This window comes from Chitinasiproducens palmae (genome assembly GCF_900095735.1).
GTDB lineage: Bacteria > Pseudomonadota > Gammaproteobacteria > Burkholderiales > Burkholderiaceae > Chitinasiproducens > Chitinasiproducens palmae.
This window is the reverse complement of the sequence record NZ_FNLO01000002.1, coordinates 113,739-130,887: the sequence shown is the minus strand read 5'-3', so window position 1 is coordinate 130,887 and position 17,149 is coordinate 113,739. Positions and strand designations below refer to the sequence as shown.

Annotated in this window: 15 protein-coding genes; 8 read left to right on the top strand and 7 right to left on the bottom strand. The window is 66.2% G+C overall.

The window, feature by feature from the left end; all coding sequences use genetic code 11:
• The first annotated feature begins 2 nt into the window (after positions 1–2).
• The 4 genes from fliR (at position 3) to BLU54_RS03690 (ending at position 5,686) form a co-directional block, all read left to right on the top strand.
• Positions 3–782, top strand: coding sequence for a flagellar biosynthetic protein FliR (gene fliR, locus BLU54_RS03705; protein WP_091904845.1), 780 nt, complete (start codon positions 3–5; stop codon positions 780–782).
• Positions 772–1,917, top strand: coding sequence for an EscU/YscU/HrcU family type III secretion system export apparatus switch protein (locus BLU54_RS03700; protein WP_091904842.1), 1,146 nt, complete (start codon positions 772–774; stop codon positions 1,915–1,917). Before fliR ends, BLU54_RS03700 begins: the two co-directional genes overlap by 11 nt.
• Positions 1,914–4,004, top strand: coding sequence for a flagellar biosynthesis protein FlhA (locus tag BLU54_RS03695; RefSeq protein WP_091904839.1), 2,091 nt, complete (start codon positions 1,914–1,916; stop codon positions 4,002–4,004). The genes BLU54_RS03700 and BLU54_RS03695 overlap by 4 nt, the downstream gene beginning before the upstream one ends.
• Positions 4,005–4,663: 659 nt before the next feature.
• Positions 4,664–5,686, top strand: coding sequence for a winged helix-turn-helix domain-containing protein (locus BLU54_RS03690; protein WP_091904836.1), 1,023 nt, complete (start codon positions 4,664–4,666; stop codon positions 5,684–5,686).
• 66 nt (positions 5,687–5,752) lie between these two features.
• Here the strand turns inward: BLU54_RS03690 and BLU54_RS03685 are convergent, their stop codons facing one another.
• Positions 5,753–6,538 carry an AraC family transcriptional regulator gene (locus tag BLU54_RS03685; RefSeq protein ID WP_091904833.1) on the bottom strand — a complete coding sequence of 262 codons (786 nt, stop codon included), beginning with the start codon at positions 6,536–6,538 and terminating at the stop codon, positions 5,753–5,755.
• A 258-nt stretch (positions 6,539–6,796) separates the two neighbouring features.
• Here BLU54_RS03685 and BLU54_RS03680 point away from each other — a divergent pair, with 258 nt between their 5' ends.
• Positions 6,797–8,971, top strand: coding sequence for a TonB-dependent siderophore receptor (locus BLU54_RS03680; protein ID WP_235837777.1), 2,175 nt, complete (start codon positions 6,797–6,799; stop codon positions 8,969–8,971).
• A 28-nt stretch (positions 8,972–8,999) separates the two neighbouring features.
• Here BLU54_RS03680 and BLU54_RS03675 read toward each other — a convergent pair whose 3' ends face one another.
• Complete coding sequence (locus BLU54_RS03675; RefSeq protein ID WP_139169464.1) at positions 9,000–10,169, bottom strand: cupin domain-containing protein; 1,170 nt, start codon at positions 10,167–10,169, stop codon at positions 9,000–9,002.
• On the opposite strand from BLU54_RS03675, the gene BLU54_RS03670 reads away from it, so the two are divergent.
• Complete coding sequence (locus tag BLU54_RS03670) at positions 10,168–10,644, top strand: MarR family winged helix-turn-helix transcriptional regulator (protein WP_091904827.1); 477 nt, start codon at positions 10,168–10,170, stop codon at positions 10,642–10,644. The genes BLU54_RS03675 and BLU54_RS03670 overlap by 2 nt on opposite strands.
• A gap of 329 nt (positions 10,645–10,973) precedes the next feature.
• Here BLU54_RS03670 and BLU54_RS03665 read toward each other — a convergent pair whose 3' ends face one another.
• A complete protein-coding gene (locus BLU54_RS03665; protein ID WP_091904824.1) occupies positions 10,974–11,765 on the bottom strand; it encodes an SDR family NAD(P)-dependent oxidoreductase in 792 nt (263 codons plus the stop codon).
• Between the two features lie 137 nt (positions 11,766–11,902).
• Between BLU54_RS03665 and BLU54_RS03660 the strand changes: the two genes are divergently transcribed.
• Positions 11,903–13,201, top strand: coding sequence for an MFS transporter (locus BLU54_RS03660; protein WP_091904821.1), 1,299 nt, complete (start codon positions 11,903–11,905; stop codon positions 13,199–13,201).
• Positions 13,202–13,228: 27 nt separating this feature from the next.
• Here BLU54_RS03660 and BLU54_RS03655 read toward each other — a convergent pair whose 3' ends face one another.
• Positions 13,229–14,176 carry a dihydrodipicolinate synthase family protein gene (locus BLU54_RS03655; protein WP_235837776.1) on the bottom strand — a complete coding sequence of 316 codons (948 nt, stop codon included), beginning with the start codon at positions 14,174–14,176 and terminating at the stop codon, positions 13,229–13,231.
• Entirely contained in the window at positions 14,160–14,507 is a 348-nt protein-coding gene (locus tag BLU54_RS03650) for a hypothetical protein (protein ID WP_091904819.1), read from the bottom strand. The genes BLU54_RS03655 and BLU54_RS03650 overlap by 17 nt, the downstream gene beginning before the upstream one ends.
• Before the next feature lie 198 nt (positions 14,508–14,705).
• Between BLU54_RS03650 and BLU54_RS03645 the strand changes: the two genes are divergently transcribed.
• A complete protein-coding gene (locus BLU54_RS03645) occupies positions 14,706–15,524 on the top strand; it encodes a helix-turn-helix transcriptional regulator (protein WP_091904816.1) in 819 nt (272 codons plus the stop codon).
• A gap of 17 nt (positions 15,525–15,541) precedes the next feature.
• On the opposite strand, the gene BLU54_RS03640 is transcribed toward BLU54_RS03645, so the two are convergent.
• Positions 15,542–15,931 carry a DUF2000 domain-containing protein gene (locus tag BLU54_RS03640; protein ID WP_235837775.1) on the bottom strand — a complete coding sequence of 130 codons (390 nt, stop codon included), beginning with the start codon at positions 15,929–15,931 and terminating at the stop codon, positions 15,542–15,544.
• 256 nt (positions 15,932–16,187) lie between these two features.
• Positions 16,188–17,135 carry a LysR family transcriptional regulator gene (locus BLU54_RS03630; protein WP_235837774.1) on the bottom strand — a complete coding sequence of 316 codons (948 nt, stop codon included), beginning with the start codon at positions 17,133–17,135 and terminating at the stop codon, positions 16,188–16,190.
• Positions 17,136–17,149: the final 14 nt, after the last annotated feature.

Genomic DNA, 17,149 nt, shown 5'->3' with positions numbered 1-17,149 from the left:
CAATGGAGACCGTGCTCGCCTCCCTGCTGGATCTGGTCGGTCGTCTGTTCTGGCCCTTCTGCCGGATCGGTGCGGCGTTGGGCGCCGCACCGGTCTTCGGCGACGGCGTGGTGCCGATGCGTGCGCGGATGGGCGCGGCGCTTCTGCTCACCTGGCTGGCGCTGCCGGGCGCGACGCCGCCGGACGTCCCGCTCGTGTCGCTGGCCGGCGCGGTGCGCACCGTCGACCAGCTCCTCATCGGCCTGCTGTTCGGGATGGCCCTGCAGTTCGTCAGTGCGGCGTTCAGTCTCGCCGGCTTCGTGATTGCCTCGAAGTGCGGCTTCACCGTGGGCCAGATCAACGACCCGCTGAACGGCGTCGAATCCAATGTCCTGTCGAACTTTCTCACCCTGCTCTGCGGACTGATGTTCCTGGCGACCAATTCGCACCTGGTGCTGATCGATGTCGTGTACGCGTCGTTCCGCGTCTGGCCGCTCAATGCCGGCGTGGACGCGTTCGCACTGCGCAATCTTGCGTATCAACTGAGCTGGGTGTTCGCCAGTGCCATGCTCCTTGCCCTCCCCGCCGTCACGGTCACGCTCGCGATCCAGATCGGGCTAGGCCTGCTCAGCCGCGCCACGCCGACCATCAACGTATTCTCGCTCGGCTTCGCGGTCACGATCGCCGCGGGCCTGTTGACCTTCGCGATGTCCGTCGATGCGTTCCCGACCGCCTACGTCTCGCTGTCGACTCGCGCACACGACCTGTTGAGCGCGTGGCTCGGAGTCGCTGATGGCAACTGAGAAGCGCGAAAAGGCAACGCCGCGCAAGCTGCGCAAGGCACGCGAAAAGGGGCAGGTGCCGCGTTCGCGCGATTTCGCCGTCGCGGTCGGCCTGCTCGTCGCGCTACAGGTCATCTTGTTGGCGATGCCTGGCTGGCGTCGCCAGTTGGCCGCCTTGTTCGGGGTGGCGTTCGCCGCCCTGCAGTCCGCGCCGGGCGGCGAAGGGGGCGCGACGCTCGACGCGGCGCTCGATCTGGCCCTGCCCGCCGCCGCGCGATTGACCATGCTCATGCTGCTGCCCTTGCTGGCCACGCCGGTCTGCGTACTGGGCGGCAGTCTGCTGTGGGGCGGATGGACCGTATCGACGCACTCGCTCATGCCGCGCGTGCAACGCCTCAGTCCGCTCGCGAACGCCAAGCGGCTGCTCTCGATGCGGCACATCGGCACATTCCTGCTCGGCACGCTGAAAACGGTCACGCTGGCGTTCGCCCTCTGGCTGGCGTTGCGCGCGGGCTTCGCCGCGATGCTGCATCTGCTGACGTTGCCGCTCGGTGCGGCAGTGCGCACTGCCGGCGTGCAGCTGTTCGGCGTGATCGCCGCGCTGCTCGGGATCGTCATGCTCTTCGGCATCGCCGACGCGCCGATGCAACGTTTCCTCTTCATGCGCCAGCAGCGCATGTCCAAGCAGGAGGTGAAGCAGGAAAACAAGGATTCCGAGGGCAGCCCGGAAGTGCGCCGGCGGATTCGCCAGTTGCAGCGCCAGTTTGCGATGCGAGGTCTGCGTCGAAGCGTGCCGCAGGCGGACGTCGTGATCGTGAACCCTGAGCACTACGCGGTGGCCTTGAAGTACGACACGGCGCGCGCGGAGGCACCGTTCGTGGTCGCGAAGGGTGTCGACGAAATGGCCATGGCGATCCGCCGCATCGCCGAGGCCCATCACATCGAAGTGCTTCCCCTGGCGCCGCTCGCGCGAGCGGTCTACTACACCAGCCAGATCGATCAGCAAATACCCGCCGGCCTGTACCGCGCAGTGGCGATCGTGCTCAGCTACGTCATGCAGCTCGACGCATACCGGCGCGGCGAACGCCGGCGGCGGCCCGTGAGGCCGGCCACCGTCCCCGTGCCGGCGGCGCTAGTTCAACCCATCGAATCATGAAATCGATCAAGCAGCGTCTCGCTCGACTCAAGCCCGCCCGCCTGGGCACGCCGGCACTCGTCCTCGCGATCGTCGCGATGGTGATCCTGCCGCTGCCGCCCGCCGCGCTGGACTTTCTGTTCACCTTCAACATCGTGCTCGCGCTGGTGGTCGTGCTGGTCAGCGTCAGCGTGCGCCGGCCGCTGGATTTCTCCGCCTTCCCGACCGTCATCCTGGCGGCGACGCTGTTGCGGCTGAGCCTGAACGTCGCATCCACCCGCGTCGTGCTGCTCAACGGCGGCCACGGCACAGCCGCGGCGGGTCAGGTGATCGAAGCCTTCGGCAAGGTGGTGATCGGCGGCAACTTCATGGTTGGCCTGGTCGTGTTCGTGATCCTGATGATCATCAACTTCGTTGTGGTCACCAAGGGCGCCGAGCGCATCTCCGAAGTCTCGGCGCGCTTCACGCTCGATGCGTTGCCGGGCAAGCAGATGGCGATCGATGCCGACCTCAACGCGGGGCTCATCAATCAGGAGCAGGCTCAGCAGCGTCGCCGAGAGACCGCCCTCGAAGCCGATTTCTACGGTGCCATGGACGGCGCCTCGAAATTCGTTCGCGGTGACGCGATCGCCGGCATCCTCGTCCTGCTGATCAATCTGATCGGCGGCGTGGCGATCGGCATGGTCTCGCACGGTCTGTCGTTCGACGAGGCGCTGCGGCTGTACGCGCTCCTCACCATCGGCGACGGGCTGGTCGCGCAGATCCCTGCGCTCCTGCTGGCGGCGGCGGCAGCCGTGATCGTCACGCGGGCGGACGACGACCGCGGTCTCGAAAAGCAGGTTCACGCCCAGTTGCTCGCCTCGCCTAGCGCCTTCTACGGCGCGGCCGGCGTGCTGCTCGTGCTCGCGTTGATTCCCGGCATGCCGTGGCTCGTGTTTGGCGGCTTCGCCGCAGCGCTGGGATACGCTGGCTGGCGCCTGGATCGGGCCGAGCCGGCCGGGGTCGAGGAGGCGTCGCAACGTGCGATGGAGGTGATCGCGCAGGACGCCGCGCCGGCGCCGCTCGATTGGGACGCGATCACGCCCGGCGCGGCGGTGACGGTGCGGCTCGGTCATCGCCTGCTCGGTTTGCTTGACGAAAATCAAGGCGGCGCACTGCCGCGTCGGCTGGCAGGCGTGCGCGCCAGTCTGACCAACGAGCTGGGCTTCCTGCTGCCGCTTTTCGTGCTGCGCGACGACCTGCGTCTTCAGGCCAACCACTATTCGATCTGCCTGCACGACGTCGAGGTGACGGAGGGCAGCGTGCATCCGGATCGGCTCATGGCGATCCGTTCCGCAGCGGTGTATGGCGACATAGACGGCATCACCACGATCGAGCCCGCCTACGGCATGGAGGTACAGTGGATCGGTCCGGAAAGCAAGGGCGAGGCGTTGGCGCTCGGCTACCAGGTGGTGGACTGTGCGTCGGCCATCGTTACGCACCTCGAACGGGTCGTGCGCGACCACGCGGCCGAACTGTTCGACGTCGACGATGCGCTCGGTCTGTCGGAGCGGCTGCTGCCGGCGCGGCCGCGCCTGCGCGAGGCACTGGAAAAGGCCGTGAGCCTGCCGCAACTGGCCCGCATCGCCCGTGCGCTGCTCCAGGAAGGCGTTGCGCTGCGCAATGTCGGCTGCGTCGCCGAGGCACTGATCGAAGGGGCGGATAACGCGCAGGACATCCACGGTCTCGTGGCCCGAGCGCGCATCGCGCTGCGCCGGGAGATTGTCGTGAATCTGACCGGTTCACTGCAACGCCTGCGCGTGTGCAGCGTCGCGGGGGAACTGGAGAGCATCCTGCTGAGCGCATTCGGCCAGGTCGAGCAGGCGGGCAAGACGCCCGGCGACGACTTCCCCGTGGCGCCGAACGTCATGAGTCAGCTGCAAGCCGGCATGCTGTCCGTGGCCGAGAAGATGCGCAGCAGCGGCGCGCCGCCGGTGCTGCTCGTCGCGCCACCGTTACGGGGCTTCCTGGCACGGCACGCCCGGCTGTTTGCGCCGGGCCTGCATGTACTGTCGTACGCGGAGGTCCCCGACGAGACGGAGGTCGAAGTCGTCGGTTCACTCAGTTGAGCGGCATCATGACGTCGAGCGGCACTGCGCGCGCCCTGTCGCTGCCTGTAGGGGTCGAGGCGCGCGCGCAGCGCGCGCCTCGACCGCGTCTTGCAGGGCGTGCATACGCTTGGCCTAAAGGTAAAACACGATTACTTTTTTGCGACCGGCGCGGCTCGCGTCGTCATACGGCACATAGAATAGCCGCTCATGCGGTGCAGTGTGCCCGCGGCAGCGAACCCTCGCGCCGGCAGCGGATTTTGCGACAGCCGCCGTCGCTTTCGAGATGCCTGATGCGCAGCATCGGTACCCGATGTCGAGCGTGCGCGATGCGAGGTCGCCGAATCCCATGCCGCATTGCTGGCAACGCGGGACTCTGCCGATCCGCACTGGACATCGCGCCCTTCCCCCGCAAGCGGGCGCCGCCTTCGGCGTGCGTTCCCGTCAGCGCATTGCGCGCGATTCGAGCCAAGGCCGGTCAGCACGCTTCGCCTGCGCAGTCGGCAGTGTGCAGCGATGCGCCCGCGCGGGCCGCGGCGCGCGCCGCCGGGCAGCGTCCCCGCGTTCAGCGCACTTCCCACAGCTCCGGCCTTCCCGCAGCTCGCCAGCTCTCCCATTTCTTCCGCGATGACACGCATCGCGCAGCGACCTTGCGTCGTTTTCTGTGTCAGGCGATCCCAATGATGAAACGTTACCTGATTGAAAACCGTTTGTTCTTCGACAGCCATTTGATGACGCTGGAAAGCGTCGGTCAACGATCCGAACTGACGGCAAACGAAGCCGAATTGCTTTGCCTGGTCCTCGATGGCGAAGCCAGCAAGGCGGCCGTCATGGCCCGTGTGTGGACCGACAAGGGCGTCATCGTCACCGACAGCAGCTACCACCAACTCACCCGTGCATTGCGCCTGCGCCTGGCGGAACATGGCATCGCACCGGCACTGCTCAAAACGCTGCCGCGCCACGGCGTGCGTTTCATGGGCCAGGTGCGGCGGCTCGAAGGGCGCGACGGGCGGGAGGCACTCGATGGACGTGCGGGCGCCGGCGAGCCTGGCGGTCCCGGTGGTCCCGGTGGTCCCGCCGACCTCGAGTCCGCACCGGAAGCGGCACCTCTGGCACCGTCGCCTGCCGCGCAGCGTTACGCGACGCCACGGCTGACAATCCCCGGCCTCGATCGGACCATGCGGCGCAACGCAGGCGACGAAGCCAATGCCTCGCACGGCGGCTCGCCGCCCACGCGCGCGGAGGCTGCATGGCCCGGTCCGCTCTGGCGCACGCACGAACGGCAGCAACGCCTGCGCGTCGCGCTGCGGAGTTGGCAGGCGCATCGAATCGCGCTGTTGCTGCCGTTGACGATCGTCACCGTCGGCAGCGCGCTTGCGTTATCGCTGGCGCTGTCTCGCTTGCCCGATACCGAAGCCTGGCTGGGACGCGTGATGCTGCTCGCGCTGATCGGCCTGCTGATGCCAGGCACGCTCGCCGGCAGCGTCAATCTGTGTCGCGCGCTCGTCGGTGCCGACCGGGTCGGTCGCCTGAGGGCACATGGCATACGCGGCTGGCGCGCGGTGCAGCTTGCGGGGCCGGTCGCCACGGCCTTGCTGGCGCACGCTGGCGCGAGCGACCCGCTGGCGCTGCTGTTGGCGATTGCCGTCGGCGCATTCACCCTGCTGCTGATCGTCACGCTCACGCATCATCCGTCACCGTGATCGAATGCCGACGCGCCGCGGCCGCGGCCATCTCGATCATGACGTCGGCATGCCCCCCTCGCCCGCTCAGGCAGGGGAGCCATAGCGACGCGGCGAGTCTCCCACCACTTGCCGGAACATGGCGATGAACGCGCTGGCGCTGCGGTAGCCCAGCTCGGCAGCGATACGCGAGACCGCCTCGCCCTGCGCGAGACGACTCATCGCCTCGGCGACGCGCAGGTGCTGGCGCCACTGGCCAAAGGTCAGGCCGGTCTCCGACTTGAAACGGCGCGCCAGGGTGCGGCTGCTCGCACCAAGGCGCTGTCCCCATATGTCGAGCGACGCGGCGCTCGACGGCTCGCTCATCAAGTGCGCGCAGATTGCCTGGAGGCGGCTGTCGCGAGGCAGCGGCAAGCCGCTCTCCGGTAAGGGTGTCAGGTCGCCGAGTATTTTCAGGATCAGCGTCGCCATCAGCGCGGCCTGCCCCCCCTCATCGTAAGCAGGCCCGCCGGCGCTGATGCCGTGCATCAGCTCGCGAATCAGCGCCGTGGCGACGACCGGACCTGGCTCGCGCCAGCGCAGCGGCAACGCTTCCGGCTCGATATACAAGCTGCACAGTTCGAGGGCTCCAAGTGCATGGATCTCGTGCTCGACCGAGGATGGAATCCACAGCGCTCGCGACGCCGGCAGGGTCCAGGTGCGCTTCGGCGTCAGCACGCGGACGATGCCGGTCAGCGCGACAACCATCTGCGCCTGCTCGTGCTGGTGCCAGAACAGGCGGTCGCCATGCTGCAGATGGACGACCTTCGCGATGACCGGCCTCAATTGGGGCGTGCGAGGCTTCGGGTAACGTCCGACCAGGAACTCTTTCATTTCCCTTCCAAACTGTCCGAAATGCTGGCGATAGTGAGAAAACGACAGAACTAGTCCGTTTCTCGACGGAACTTGGCAACAGCAGGAGCGGTGTGCCGAATATCCTGTGCGGCATGCAGCCTCCCTTGACGGACGGCGCCCACTTCAAAAAAGAATGCGTCTCATTTTGTCCGCGGCCGACATTGTATCGCCGTGGCATGCCGCTGCGCCGTCCGCTGCGCCGCCAGTCATTAACGTCAAAAACCGATCGGGGTTCAAGTGAGCTTATTCAGTATCCGCGCCGACATCGCGCAAACCGCCCGCGCCGTGGTCACGGCGAGCGGGCGCCCCTATCTTCTCCTGCTGCCGGTCGCTGCAGCGGTACTGAGCGTTTGGAGCGTCGACGCAAATGCGCAGATCGACGAGCCCGCTAGCTTGCCGGAGGTGAAAGCACAGGCTAGACGCACGCTGGACGCGACCAGCGAGGGCAACGGCAGCTACACAAGCAACGCCGCAACAGTGGCCGGCAAAACCGCTACGGACCTTCTCGACGTGCCCGATTCAGTGTCGGTGGTGACTCGGGAGCGAATGAACGACCAGAACATGACGACGGTCGAAGAGGCCCTGCGCTATGCCACCGGCGTGACGGCGGTGACTTACGGGGACAGCACCGCTTACTACACCGCACGCGGCTATCCGGTAGGCATCGAGTTCGACGGCATCGCGATTGCCAGCGGCCTGCAGTATCAACCACAGTTCGACCTGGCCTTTTACGATCGCGCCGAAGTGTTTCGGGGACCCGCCGGCCTCCTCGATGGGACGGGCGAGCCGGGCGGCACCGTTAACCTGGTCCGCAAGGCGCCGGCGGACACGTTCCATCTCGAAAGCGAGACGATGGTCGGCTCATGGTCGAACTATCGACAGATGCTCGACGTGACCGGCCCGCTGACCCCCGACGGCGCGCTGCGCGGTCGCGCCGTCGTCGTCGCGCAGGACCGGCACTTCAACGTAGATCATTCGCGCAGCAAGAAACTCGCGCTGTACGGCGCACTGGCCTACGATTTCTCGCCGCGCACAACGCTGACCGTGTCGGCCGCGCATCAGGTCAACACGCTGCCGGCCTTCGATTACGGGCAATCGCTTTATACCGACGGCCGGTTCCTTGCAGGCGACGTGTCGCAGAACTACAGCCCGAGCTGGAACTATGGCCGGACCTCGATGCAGGAAGCGAATGCCAACCTGATCCATCGCTTCGACAACGGCTGGACCGCACAGGCTACGGTGTTCTATCGCCACCTGCTCAACACCGGCACGTATGCCTACGCGGGAGGCGGTGTCGACCCCGACACCAATCTCGTCGATTACTCCGGCCAGGCGCAACGGATGACGACCGACTGGTTCGGCGTCGACGTGCACACGACGGGAACCGTCGAACTGTTTGGCCGCCGGCATACGTTGCTGTTCGGCGCAGACTACCAATCCGTCTGGACCGATTCGCTCAGCGCATATCAGGATCTGGGCTACTTCGACGCTTTCGCACCGGATACCGTTCCGCAGGCCAATCTGCCCTTTGACAGCCACACCAAGCAGCGCCTCGAACAATTCGGCGTGTACGGACAGGCGCGCGTGCAGTTGCTGGACCGCCTGACGTTGGTGCTGGGCGGGCGCGAAGCATTCATGAACCAGCAGAGCCAGTCGCTGTTCCCGACCGTCGAAGACTGGTCGGTCAACGCCCGCGTCAACCACAAGTTCATCCCGTATGCCGGACTGGTGTACCGCATCATGCCGGATGTCTCCGTGTACGGCAGCTACACGAAGATCTTCGCGCCGCAGACCCAGACGACGTACGACGGCAACGCGTTGCGCCCGCGCAGCGGTGAGCAGTACGAAGTGGGTGTCAAGGGCCGCTTCCTCGATGGCCGACTGAACGCGACCGTGGCCGCGTTCCGAATCAACGATACCGGCCGCGCGGTCGCCGATCCCGCGCACGCGACGGGCTCGGTCGCAGCCGGCGAGGCGCGCAGCCAGGGTTGGGAAGCGGAGCTCAGCGGCAACCTGACGCCGAACTGGAGCGTCTATGCGGGCTATACGCTGCTCAACACACGCTACGAAAGCGATCCCTACTCTCTCGGCCAGACCTTGGACGGCGAGGAACCACGTCACCTGTTCAAACTGTGGACCAGTTATCGGCTCGCGCAGGGCGCACTGGAAGGCGTGCGCATCGGAGGAGGCGTGCGCGTCATGAGCTCCACCTACCGGACGCCGGAAGCCGTCCAGGGCGGCTATGCGCTGTTCGACGCGCAGCTTGGCTATCGTTTCAATCGCTATCTCGACGCCACGCTGTCGGTCAACAACATCTTCGACCGCCGTTACTATGCGCGCGTGCCGTCAAGCTACTTCGGCATCACCGGCGATCCGCGCAACGTACTGCTGACACTGCGCGCCAGTTACTGACCCCCACGCCGCGCGGGGTACCGGCCGCTCAGCCGCGCGGCACGTCGGCCTGGTCGAATGAAGTGGGTGCGCGATTCCCGAACCGCAAAGGATCGCCATGCGCGGCCGTGAAGCCGTACAGTTCGGGGGCGGCTGGGCCATCCTCCCAGGTCGACGGCCCGTCAGCCCACACCAGCAGGCTCGCACCATAACGCGTCTCGAACGTCACCTGCGCGTCCGGCTCCATCACCACGAAATCGCTCGTCTTGGCGGAATGCCGGGTGCCGTGCGCCGCGATCTGCAGATCGCCTGCCAGCACGTACATGTCGACCAGCGCGCCGAGCCGATGGCACGGCACGACCGTGCCCGGCAGCAGCAGCATCTGCGTCATGCGTCGTTCCGTGCGGGCGTGCGCGTAGTCATAGACCAGGCGGCGCGCAAGCCCTGCAACCCGCGTGGGCGACACCTGTACTGCGTCCAGCGAGACGCTGAGATCCGGTAGATGGTCCGGAAACGCATTCTCGAAATTGCCGTGCCGATTTCCCGCGTGCAGTGAATGGGTCACGTCGGCGCCATAGGCAACCGGCCCCTCCATCCGTCCGACCGTGAGCGTCGGCTGGTAGGCGATCGCGTCATGCGTCGAGCCCGCGAAGTTGATCCCGAGTTGCCCGGCAGACGTCGTACCCTGGTAATCGGTCAACGAGCCAGCAAGGAAATAGCTGAAAGCAGTGCCGAGGTGCTGGTGCACGCCGGTACGGGTCAAAGTGTCGAACGACATGAAGCCGAACGAATGCCCGGTCCGGTCGTCGCGGCGCACGATCTTCTGCGCGAGTCCGCTCTTGCCGACGCCCTGCCAAGGCCGCTCCGCAACATCGAAAACATACACGCGCGGATCGCGCAGCGCCGCCGCGCCCGTCTGCGTTGTCGAGGCGACAGCCTCGCCGGCGTCGGATCCGGATTGGCGGCGGCCTTCGGTCGTCAAGGTCGGTTGATTATCCTGCGTCACATCGTGTGCGATATCCAAGGTCTTGGCTCCTGCCAATGTGATAGCGATTGCAGCGACCCCGGCCACCTGACCAGGACCGGACACGCGCCGGCATCTATTATCTTTTGATAATATATCGGTGTCGAAGTCGCGGCCAGTCGGGGCTATCCCTAGCGCCGCGCAGGCGGTCGCGTCACGGTCATAATGCGTTCTTCGCCGCACCATCACCGCCATGCGTTTCCAAGACCTTCCCGCATATCAGATCCGCAGCGTCGCCGAGTCCATCCTCGACATGGCAGAAGCGTTGTTCGAGCGACACCTCAACATACGCGCGCTGGACTGGCGCGTGCTTGTCAAACTCTCTGAAACGCCGGGTAGCATGTCGACCGCGATCGCGCGCGACATGTTGTTGACGCCGGTACAGACCGGCCGTTCGCTGCAGCGCTTGCGCGAGTTGGATCTGGTGATCGGCGCGCCCGACCCGGACGATGGCCGGGCCATGCGTTACACACTGACGCCGAACGGCGAGAAGGTGCACGACACGGGCATGCGTATCGTCGTGGCTGTGCAGGAGTTTGCCCTACGCGAGTTCTCCGCTGTCGAGCAAGTGGCCTTGACAGGCCTGCTCGAACGCCTGATGGAGACGACGAACTTCACCGCCAACGACGTCGACCGACTGTCCGAACGTCTGTTCGAGACCCGGGCCTGATTGAGCAAGCTGCATGCGCAACCTGCATGCGCAATTTGAAGCAGGTAACGGACCCCACTGGCGCACATCGCTAGCCCAAGCGACAAGCCGAGGCTGCGGGCACCTTGCAGCGCCGCTTCCGACACAGGCACCGCAGGTACGCCCTGCCTGCCGATCGTTGCACTGCCTGCGGACGCCATGTGCGATTCCCAGACGAGCGCTGCTCTACGCAGCGCGTCGGCACTGGTCGAACACCGCGCGGAAGCTGACCGCGCTCACCGGCCGCGGCCGGCATTCAGGGAAACCCGAATTCGTCCAGTAGGCAGGCGTGCACTAAGCCGCCTGCCGTCTCACTTTTCCCGGGCGGCACGATAGGCGGCGTAGGACGTGCCCGTGACCAACGACAGGCCACCGTCGATATCGAGCGTGGTGCCCGTGATCATGCGGGCCAGTGGACTGCCGAGGAACAGGATCGCGTGGGCGACGTCTTCCGGCGTCGACCACTCGCCCAGCGGCACCATCTCCGCCACTTGTTGCCGGGCGGCCTGCGTGGTGGCGTTCAGTGTCATTGCGGTGAGTACCGGCCCTGGGCACACGGCGTTGACGCGAATGCCGTGGGCAGCCAGTTCGAAAGCCGCGTGCCGTGTCAGGCCCAGGACGCCGGCCTTCGCGGCGGTGTACGACGCGCCACCCGTATGGGAGACGCGTTTCGCCGCCAATGACGCGACATTCACCACGGCCCGCCCGGTACCGGCGCGCAGTAGCGGCACCATCTGCTGAAGGCACAGGAAGCTGCCGGTGAGGTTCACCGACAGCACGCGTTGCCAATCGGCAAGCGCGGTGTCCTCGAACAGGCCGCGCGAAACGATGCCCGCGCTGTTGACCAGCAGATCGATTTTTGGAGAGAGGGTGGCGAGCCGTGCGACCACGTCTCGTATCGCCGCTTCGTCCGCGAGGTCGACCGGCAGCGTCGTCAACGGCCAGGCACGCTCGGAGAACTTCGCCTGCATTCGTTGCAATGCAGAGGCGTCGCGATCCAGCGCGATGACCTGCGCGCCGCGTTCGGCGGCGGCGTGGGCGGTGGCTAGGCCGATGCCACTGGCCGCACCGGTCACAACTACATGGCAAGCGGTGTAATCCATCACCCCTCCAATAGAGAAATCGACAATCGCGTGCTAGGGAATGTCCCAACGGCGCCAGGCTCCCAAGCGGCGGCGGCACGGTTTATATTATCAAACGATAACAATTATCGCCAATCCGCTTGTGTTGGGAGACACTCATGTCCGATGCGCTGCAGCCCCGCATGGCGGTCACCGCCGACCGTTCGATCGATTCGAAAACCTTCTGGCGGCTGATACCGATCATCCTCGTCAGCCTGGTCGTCAACCAACTCGACAAGGTCAATGTCGCCTTTGCCAAGTTGCAGATGGCGCCCGACATCCAGTTGTCGAACACCGCATTTGGTCTTGGTGCCGGCATCTTCTTCATTGGCTATTGTTTGTTCGAGGTGCCGAGCAACATGCTGTTGCACCGGATCGGCGCGCGCGTCTGGATAACCCGAATCCTCGTCACCTGGGGACTGCTGTCGGCGGCCACGATGTTCGTCACCGGGCCGGGCTCCTTCTATCTAGTGCGTTTCCTGCTCGGCGTCGCCGAGGCAGGTTTCGCCCCCGGCATCATGCTTTACGTGTGCCAGTGGTTTCCGGCGCGCACGCGGGGACGCATCATCGCCATCTTCATGACGGCCTTGCCGATTTCCGGGGTGATTGGTAGCCCTCTGTCAGCCTGGCTGATGACTGCCGTCCCGTCCGTCCTGCCGCTGCGGGGGTGGCAATGGATGTTCTTCTGCGAGGGGCTTCCGGCGGTTTTGTGCGGGCTCGCCTTTTGGCGGCTGGTGCCGAACCGCATCGACGACGCCGCGTGGCTGACGCAGGAAGAGAAAACCGCGTTGCAAGCGGAAATCGGCACCGTCTCGCAGCATTCCGGCAGCTTCGCAGCCGGCCTGTCCGACGCGCGGGTCTGGCTGCTGTGCTTGATCTACTTCTGCTTCGTCGCGGCGTTGTACGGCGTGAGCTTCTGGCTGCCGACCTTGATCAAGGCGCTCGGCTATGCCAATCTGCGCGACATCGGCGCGATGACCGCCATTCCCTATGCCGCGGCGGTGATCGCGATGTTGACGCTGGCCTGGCATTCGGACCGCACTGGTGAGCGACGCAAGCACCTGGCGGCGGCGGCTCTCGCCGGCGCGGCAAGTCTTGTCGCCAGCGTCGCGCTGCGCGCGCACCCGACCGGCTCGTTCATCGCCCTCACGCTGGCAATGGCCGGCATCGTGTCCACGGTGCCGTTGTTCTGGAACCTGCCGACCGCTTTCCTGAAAGGGGCCACGGCCGCCACCGGCTTCGCGCTGATCACCTCGATCGGCAACCTGTCGGGCTTCGTCGCGCCATTTCTGGTCGGCGTGGTGACCGATGCGACGGGCAGCACCGCTTCGGGAATGTACGCGCTGGCCGCGGCGGCAGTGGTCGGCCTGGGCCTGGTCTTCGCGGTGCCGGGCCGCTTGGTCGAAGGACAGCGCTAAGCCCGCAGGCCGCGGCGGCGCCCCGCCCTATGCGCTGTCCGCGCTGTCTGGACAGGCGCTTGCAGCGCGGACGCTGGCGATGCTGCGGCCGGGGTCGCTTCGCAACGTGCGCAGCGCGTCGCGCGCGGCCGCCAGTGCGTCGCGCAACGCCGGCGCCACGCCCATGATCGGCGCGCGCGTCTCCGGCCGGATCAAGCCGTCGAGCGCCAGCCATGCCTTGATGGCGGCGGGATTGGGTGCTGCGAACAATAGTGTGAGCAGCGGTCGCAAGCTGTCGAAGAGGTCGATGGCAAGGGCCCGGTTGCCCGCATTGAACGCCACCTGCACCGCCAGCAGAAAATCGAGACAGATGTTCGCGCTGGCCAGGACGCCGCCACGTCCACCTGCGACCAGGCAGTCGACGAACGCTTCGTCCGTGCCACAGAACAGTGCAAGCGGCCCCTGTCCGAGCGATGCATAGCCGTTTGGCTCGCACGCCTTGATCGCGCTGACGTTCGGATAGACCGCCAGCGATTCGGCAACTCCCGGTGCGATGCGTACACCGGTGCGGTGCGGCACGTCGTACAAGACGATCTGTCGGTCGGTCGCGCGTGCGATTTCGCCGAAATGCCAGCGCAGGCCGTCCGCATCGGGGCACACGTACGCGGGCGGTGGCACCAGAAAGCCCGCGACGCCCCAGTGTGCGCACCGTTCGATCTCTCGCACGAACGCGCGCGTTTCGAAGCCGGCAACGCCTGCCAGCACCGGCACCCGGCCGGCCGCGACATCGCAGATCGCCTGTAGCACCGTGGCACGCTCGACCGCGTTCAACAGCGGTGCCTCGCCGGTCGTGCTCAACGCCACGAGACCGGTCACGCCACCGCGGATTGCCCGCTCGGCCAGACCCTGCAGCGCGCATACGTCGACATTGCCGGCCACGAACGGTGTGACGAGCGGCAACCAGATGCCGGCTGGCAGGTCAATCGCGTGCATCATGGCTGCTCACCGCGCCGATGGTTGCCGCCGGCAGCGTCGCTACCAGCGTGTGGATCGCGAAGTCGATGTCGCGCGACGCAACTTCGATCCGGACACAGAGCCGCCGGGCTCGCAGGGCCGTTTGCGCGACATACACACCGAGCGGCGAGTGCAGCAGGGCCGCGAGGCGCGACCGCGCGATGTCTAGCGTGGCGCCATCCAGACACACGTCGATGTCGATCCGCTGCGCCACGCATCGCGGACCGCGCAGGGCCGCATCGCTTGCCCCCTCGCGCGCGGGCAGCTGGGGCGGGTGGCCGCGCCAAGGTGGATCGGGTCGCGCCGCAGTCATGTTCAAGGTCTTTCCCCGCACTGTCGATAAGCACCCAGCGTAATGCGCGGCGTATCAATATGGCGTAAAAATGGGCGCGGTGATTTGCCGTCGGCGTGCTCGTGCCGGAGACCTTCGACGATCTCATTCAGCCTGAGCGCGCGATACCCTGTGCTGGCCTATACTTCGACGATCCGCTTTCACTGATCCCAGCCCGGCATGTCCGACGCAAAAACCGACGTTCGCCTGTGGCGCGCCCCTGAACTGGGCGCGCAGCTTCTACGCGGGCGCTTTCGCGGGTTCTCGTACGATATGCACAGCCACGACACCGCCTGTTTTGCACTGATCACCCATGGCGCGATCCGGATTCGCATGCGCGGTACCGAGTTCATCGCCCGCCAAGGCGACCTGTATGCGATCGAAGCCGACGAAGCCCATGCGGGTTGGGCCGTCGACGACGAAGGGTGGCGCCAGCGCACGCTTTACGTCGACAGCAGCCGGTTACGCGGGCTGCTCGGCGACACGTCGAACACCGCCCTCTCGTTGCAGGGGCCGCTGATCCGTGACGCCACGCTGACCGCGCTGTTTCACGGCGTCCATCATTGTTCCGACGTGCAGGGTGCCGCGTTGAAGCGCGAGACCCAGTACGTGCGCTTTGCCCAGCGACTGCTGAGCCGGCACGTCGGCGCGCGCGCGCCGGCGGCGGCCGCGGGCCGCGAGCCCCGGGCGATCCGCATTGCGCGGTGTTTTCTCGATGAGAACATCGACCGTACCGTCCATCTGGACGATATCGCGAAGGCTGTCGACCTGCCGGTGTTCACGTTGTTCCGTGCCTTCGAACGGCATCTCGGCGTGACACCGCACGGCTACCAGCGCCAGGCGCGGCTGCGCGCGGCGCAGCGGCTGATTCAGACGGGACATGCGTTGAGCGCTGTCGCCGCAAGCGCGGGTTATGCGGACCAGGCGCATTTGACGCGCGCGTTCAAGCGGGCGCTCGGCGTGACGCCGGCCGTCTATCGCAAGGCACTGCAAGGTTAGCCGGCGGCCGCGCCGGGTTACTTCAGCAGCGCGAAATTGGCCACGAGCTTGCCGATCGCCTTGCGCGGCCCGACAAGCGCCAAGCCCACGTAGCGCAGCTCGGCCGTCGTAACGACGGCGACCGCGCGCTGGAAGGCCTCGTAATCGGTCGTCTGCTGGCCTTGCACCGGGAAGTCGACGACATCGCAACCGATGGCCACCGCCTTCGCACGAATGGCGGTCAGCGCGCCCTGCTCGGCGGCAAGCACCGCGATGCCGATCGGGATCAATCCCGGGTGGGCGACCTGCGAAGCATCGATCAGCGGCGCGCCGACGAGCCCGGGATGACGCTGTCCCACGGTAAGCGCAATCACCGCGGCGGCGTTGGCGGCGCGGCCGACTGGCAGCGCTGCGTCGACGACAATCACGCATCGTTCGGGAACGGACGACGGTGTTCCAGCGGACGGGACAACAACGGCATCGGTCGCCATTGCAGCGGTTGACGTCGGGTCCGTTGACGTCGGGTCCGTTGCTGTCGAGGATTGCGGCACTGGCATGGCATTGGCGGCTTCGTTGGATCGAGACCATCATGATGCCGGGCCCGCACGGCCGCGTCTTGAACCGTATTGCACCGGCGCATCCTTCGTCGCAGCGGTCCGACGCGTTGCGCTATTGCGCAATGGTCTACTGAGCGATCCGCTTCCAGTTGCGCAGGAAGTCGAGTAGCGCGGTGGTTTGCAGGCTGGCGCTCCCTGCCCGCCGCCAGACCGCTCCCACGTCCATGGTCGGCACGGGAACGCTGAGGTCGCGTCGGCTGATCCGGTTGCCCTCCAGCGACCACGGCCGATACACCAGGTCGGAAAGGATGGTCACGCCCTGGCCCAGGGCCACGAGGCTTCGGACTGCCTCGATCGAGCGACTCTGCATGCGGATCCGGGGCGCGACGGCGTAACGCGCCCAGTACTTGCCGACCGTACGGACGTGCTCGTCCATGTCGAGCAGCAGAAAATCCTCGCGGGCGATGTCATCGAGCGTGACGCGCGGGGCCTCCTGCAACGGGTGTTCCGGATGCGTCCACAGCCGCCGAGGCGAGCGCAGCATGGTCTCGTAATGCAGCGCATCGTGCTGGGACGTATTGGAAACGAGCAGCAGGGCAAGATCCAGCGCTTCGTCGAGCAACGCGCGTTCGATCGTCTCGCGGTCCTGCTCCACCACCTCCACCTGGAGATTGGCGAAGCGCTGGCTCAGCGAACTCAGCAACGACGGCATCAGATACGCCGACACCGTCTCGGTCACGCCGAGGCGGACGCGTCCGGCGATCTGCTCGGGCTCTTCCTGCGCAGCGACGATGGCACGCTCGACCGCCAGCGGCGCCTGGCGCACATGACGGAGGAAGCGCTCGCCGGCGTCGGTGAGCCGCACGCCTTTCGGATGCCGGACCATCAGCACGGCGCCCACGGCATCCTCGAGATTCTGCAGGGCGACCGTCATCGACGACTGCGACACCGCGCACAGCTTGGCGGATTGCGAGATTCGTCCGGTGTCGGCCACCGAGACGAAATACTCGATCTGGCGAAGCGTGATGTGAAGCGCCACAGGCAGGTCTAGGCGGGATGTCGGGAAGCGGGCCATCATAGCATCGCCAT

What these genes read in the sequence shown, in the direction of transcription:
- fliR (WP_091904845.1), top strand. Translation starts at nt 3, where the DNA reads ATGGAGACCGTGCTCGCCTCCCTGCTGGATCTGGTCGGTCGTCTGTTC.
- BLU54_RS03700 (WP_091904842.1), top strand. Translation starts at nt 772, where the DNA reads ATGGCAACTGAGAAGCGCGAAAAGGCAACGCCGCGCAAGCTGCGCAAG.
- BLU54_RS03695 (WP_091904839.1), top strand. Translation starts at nt 1,914, where the DNA reads ATGAAATCGATCAAGCAGCGTCTCGCTCGACTCAAGCCCGCCCGCCTG.
- BLU54_RS03690 (WP_091904836.1), top strand. Translation starts at nt 4,664, where the DNA reads ATGATGAAACGTTACCTGATTGAAAACCGTTTGTTCTTCGACAGCCAT.
- BLU54_RS03685 (WP_091904833.1), bottom strand. Translation starts at nt 6,538, where the DNA reads ATGAAAGAGTTCCTGGTCGGACGTTACCCGAAGCCTCGCACGCCCCAA.
- BLU54_RS03670 (WP_091904827.1), top strand. Translation starts at nt 10,168, where the DNA reads ATGCGTTTCCAAGACCTTCCCGCATATCAGATCCGCAGCGTCGCCGAG.
- BLU54_RS03675 (WP_139169464.1), bottom strand. Translation starts at nt 10,169, where the DNA reads ATGGCGGTGATGGTGCGGCGAAGAACGCATTATGACCGTGACGCGACC.
- BLU54_RS03665 (WP_091904824.1), bottom strand. Translation starts at nt 11,765, where the DNA reads ATGGATTACACCGCTTGCCATGTAGTTGTGACCGGTGCGGCCAGTGGC.
- BLU54_RS03660 (WP_091904821.1), top strand. Translation starts at nt 11,903, where the DNA reads ATGTCCGATGCGCTGCAGCCCCGCATGGCGGTCACCGCCGACCGTTCG.
- BLU54_RS03655 (WP_235837776.1), bottom strand. Translation starts at nt 14,176, where the DNA reads ATGATGCACGCGATTGACCTGCCAGCCGGCATCTGGTTGCCGCTCGTC.
- BLU54_RS03650 (WP_091904819.1), bottom strand. Translation starts at nt 14,507, where the DNA reads ATGACTGCGGCGCGACCCGATCCACCTTGGCGCGGCCACCCGCCCCAG.
- BLU54_RS03645 (WP_091904816.1), top strand. Translation starts at nt 14,706, where the DNA reads ATGTCCGACGCAAAAACCGACGTTCGCCTGTGGCGCGCCCCTGAACTG.
- BLU54_RS03630 (WP_235837774.1), bottom strand. Translation starts at nt 17,135, where the DNA reads ATGGCCCGCTTCCCGACATCCCGCCTAGACCTGCCTGTGGCGCTTCAC.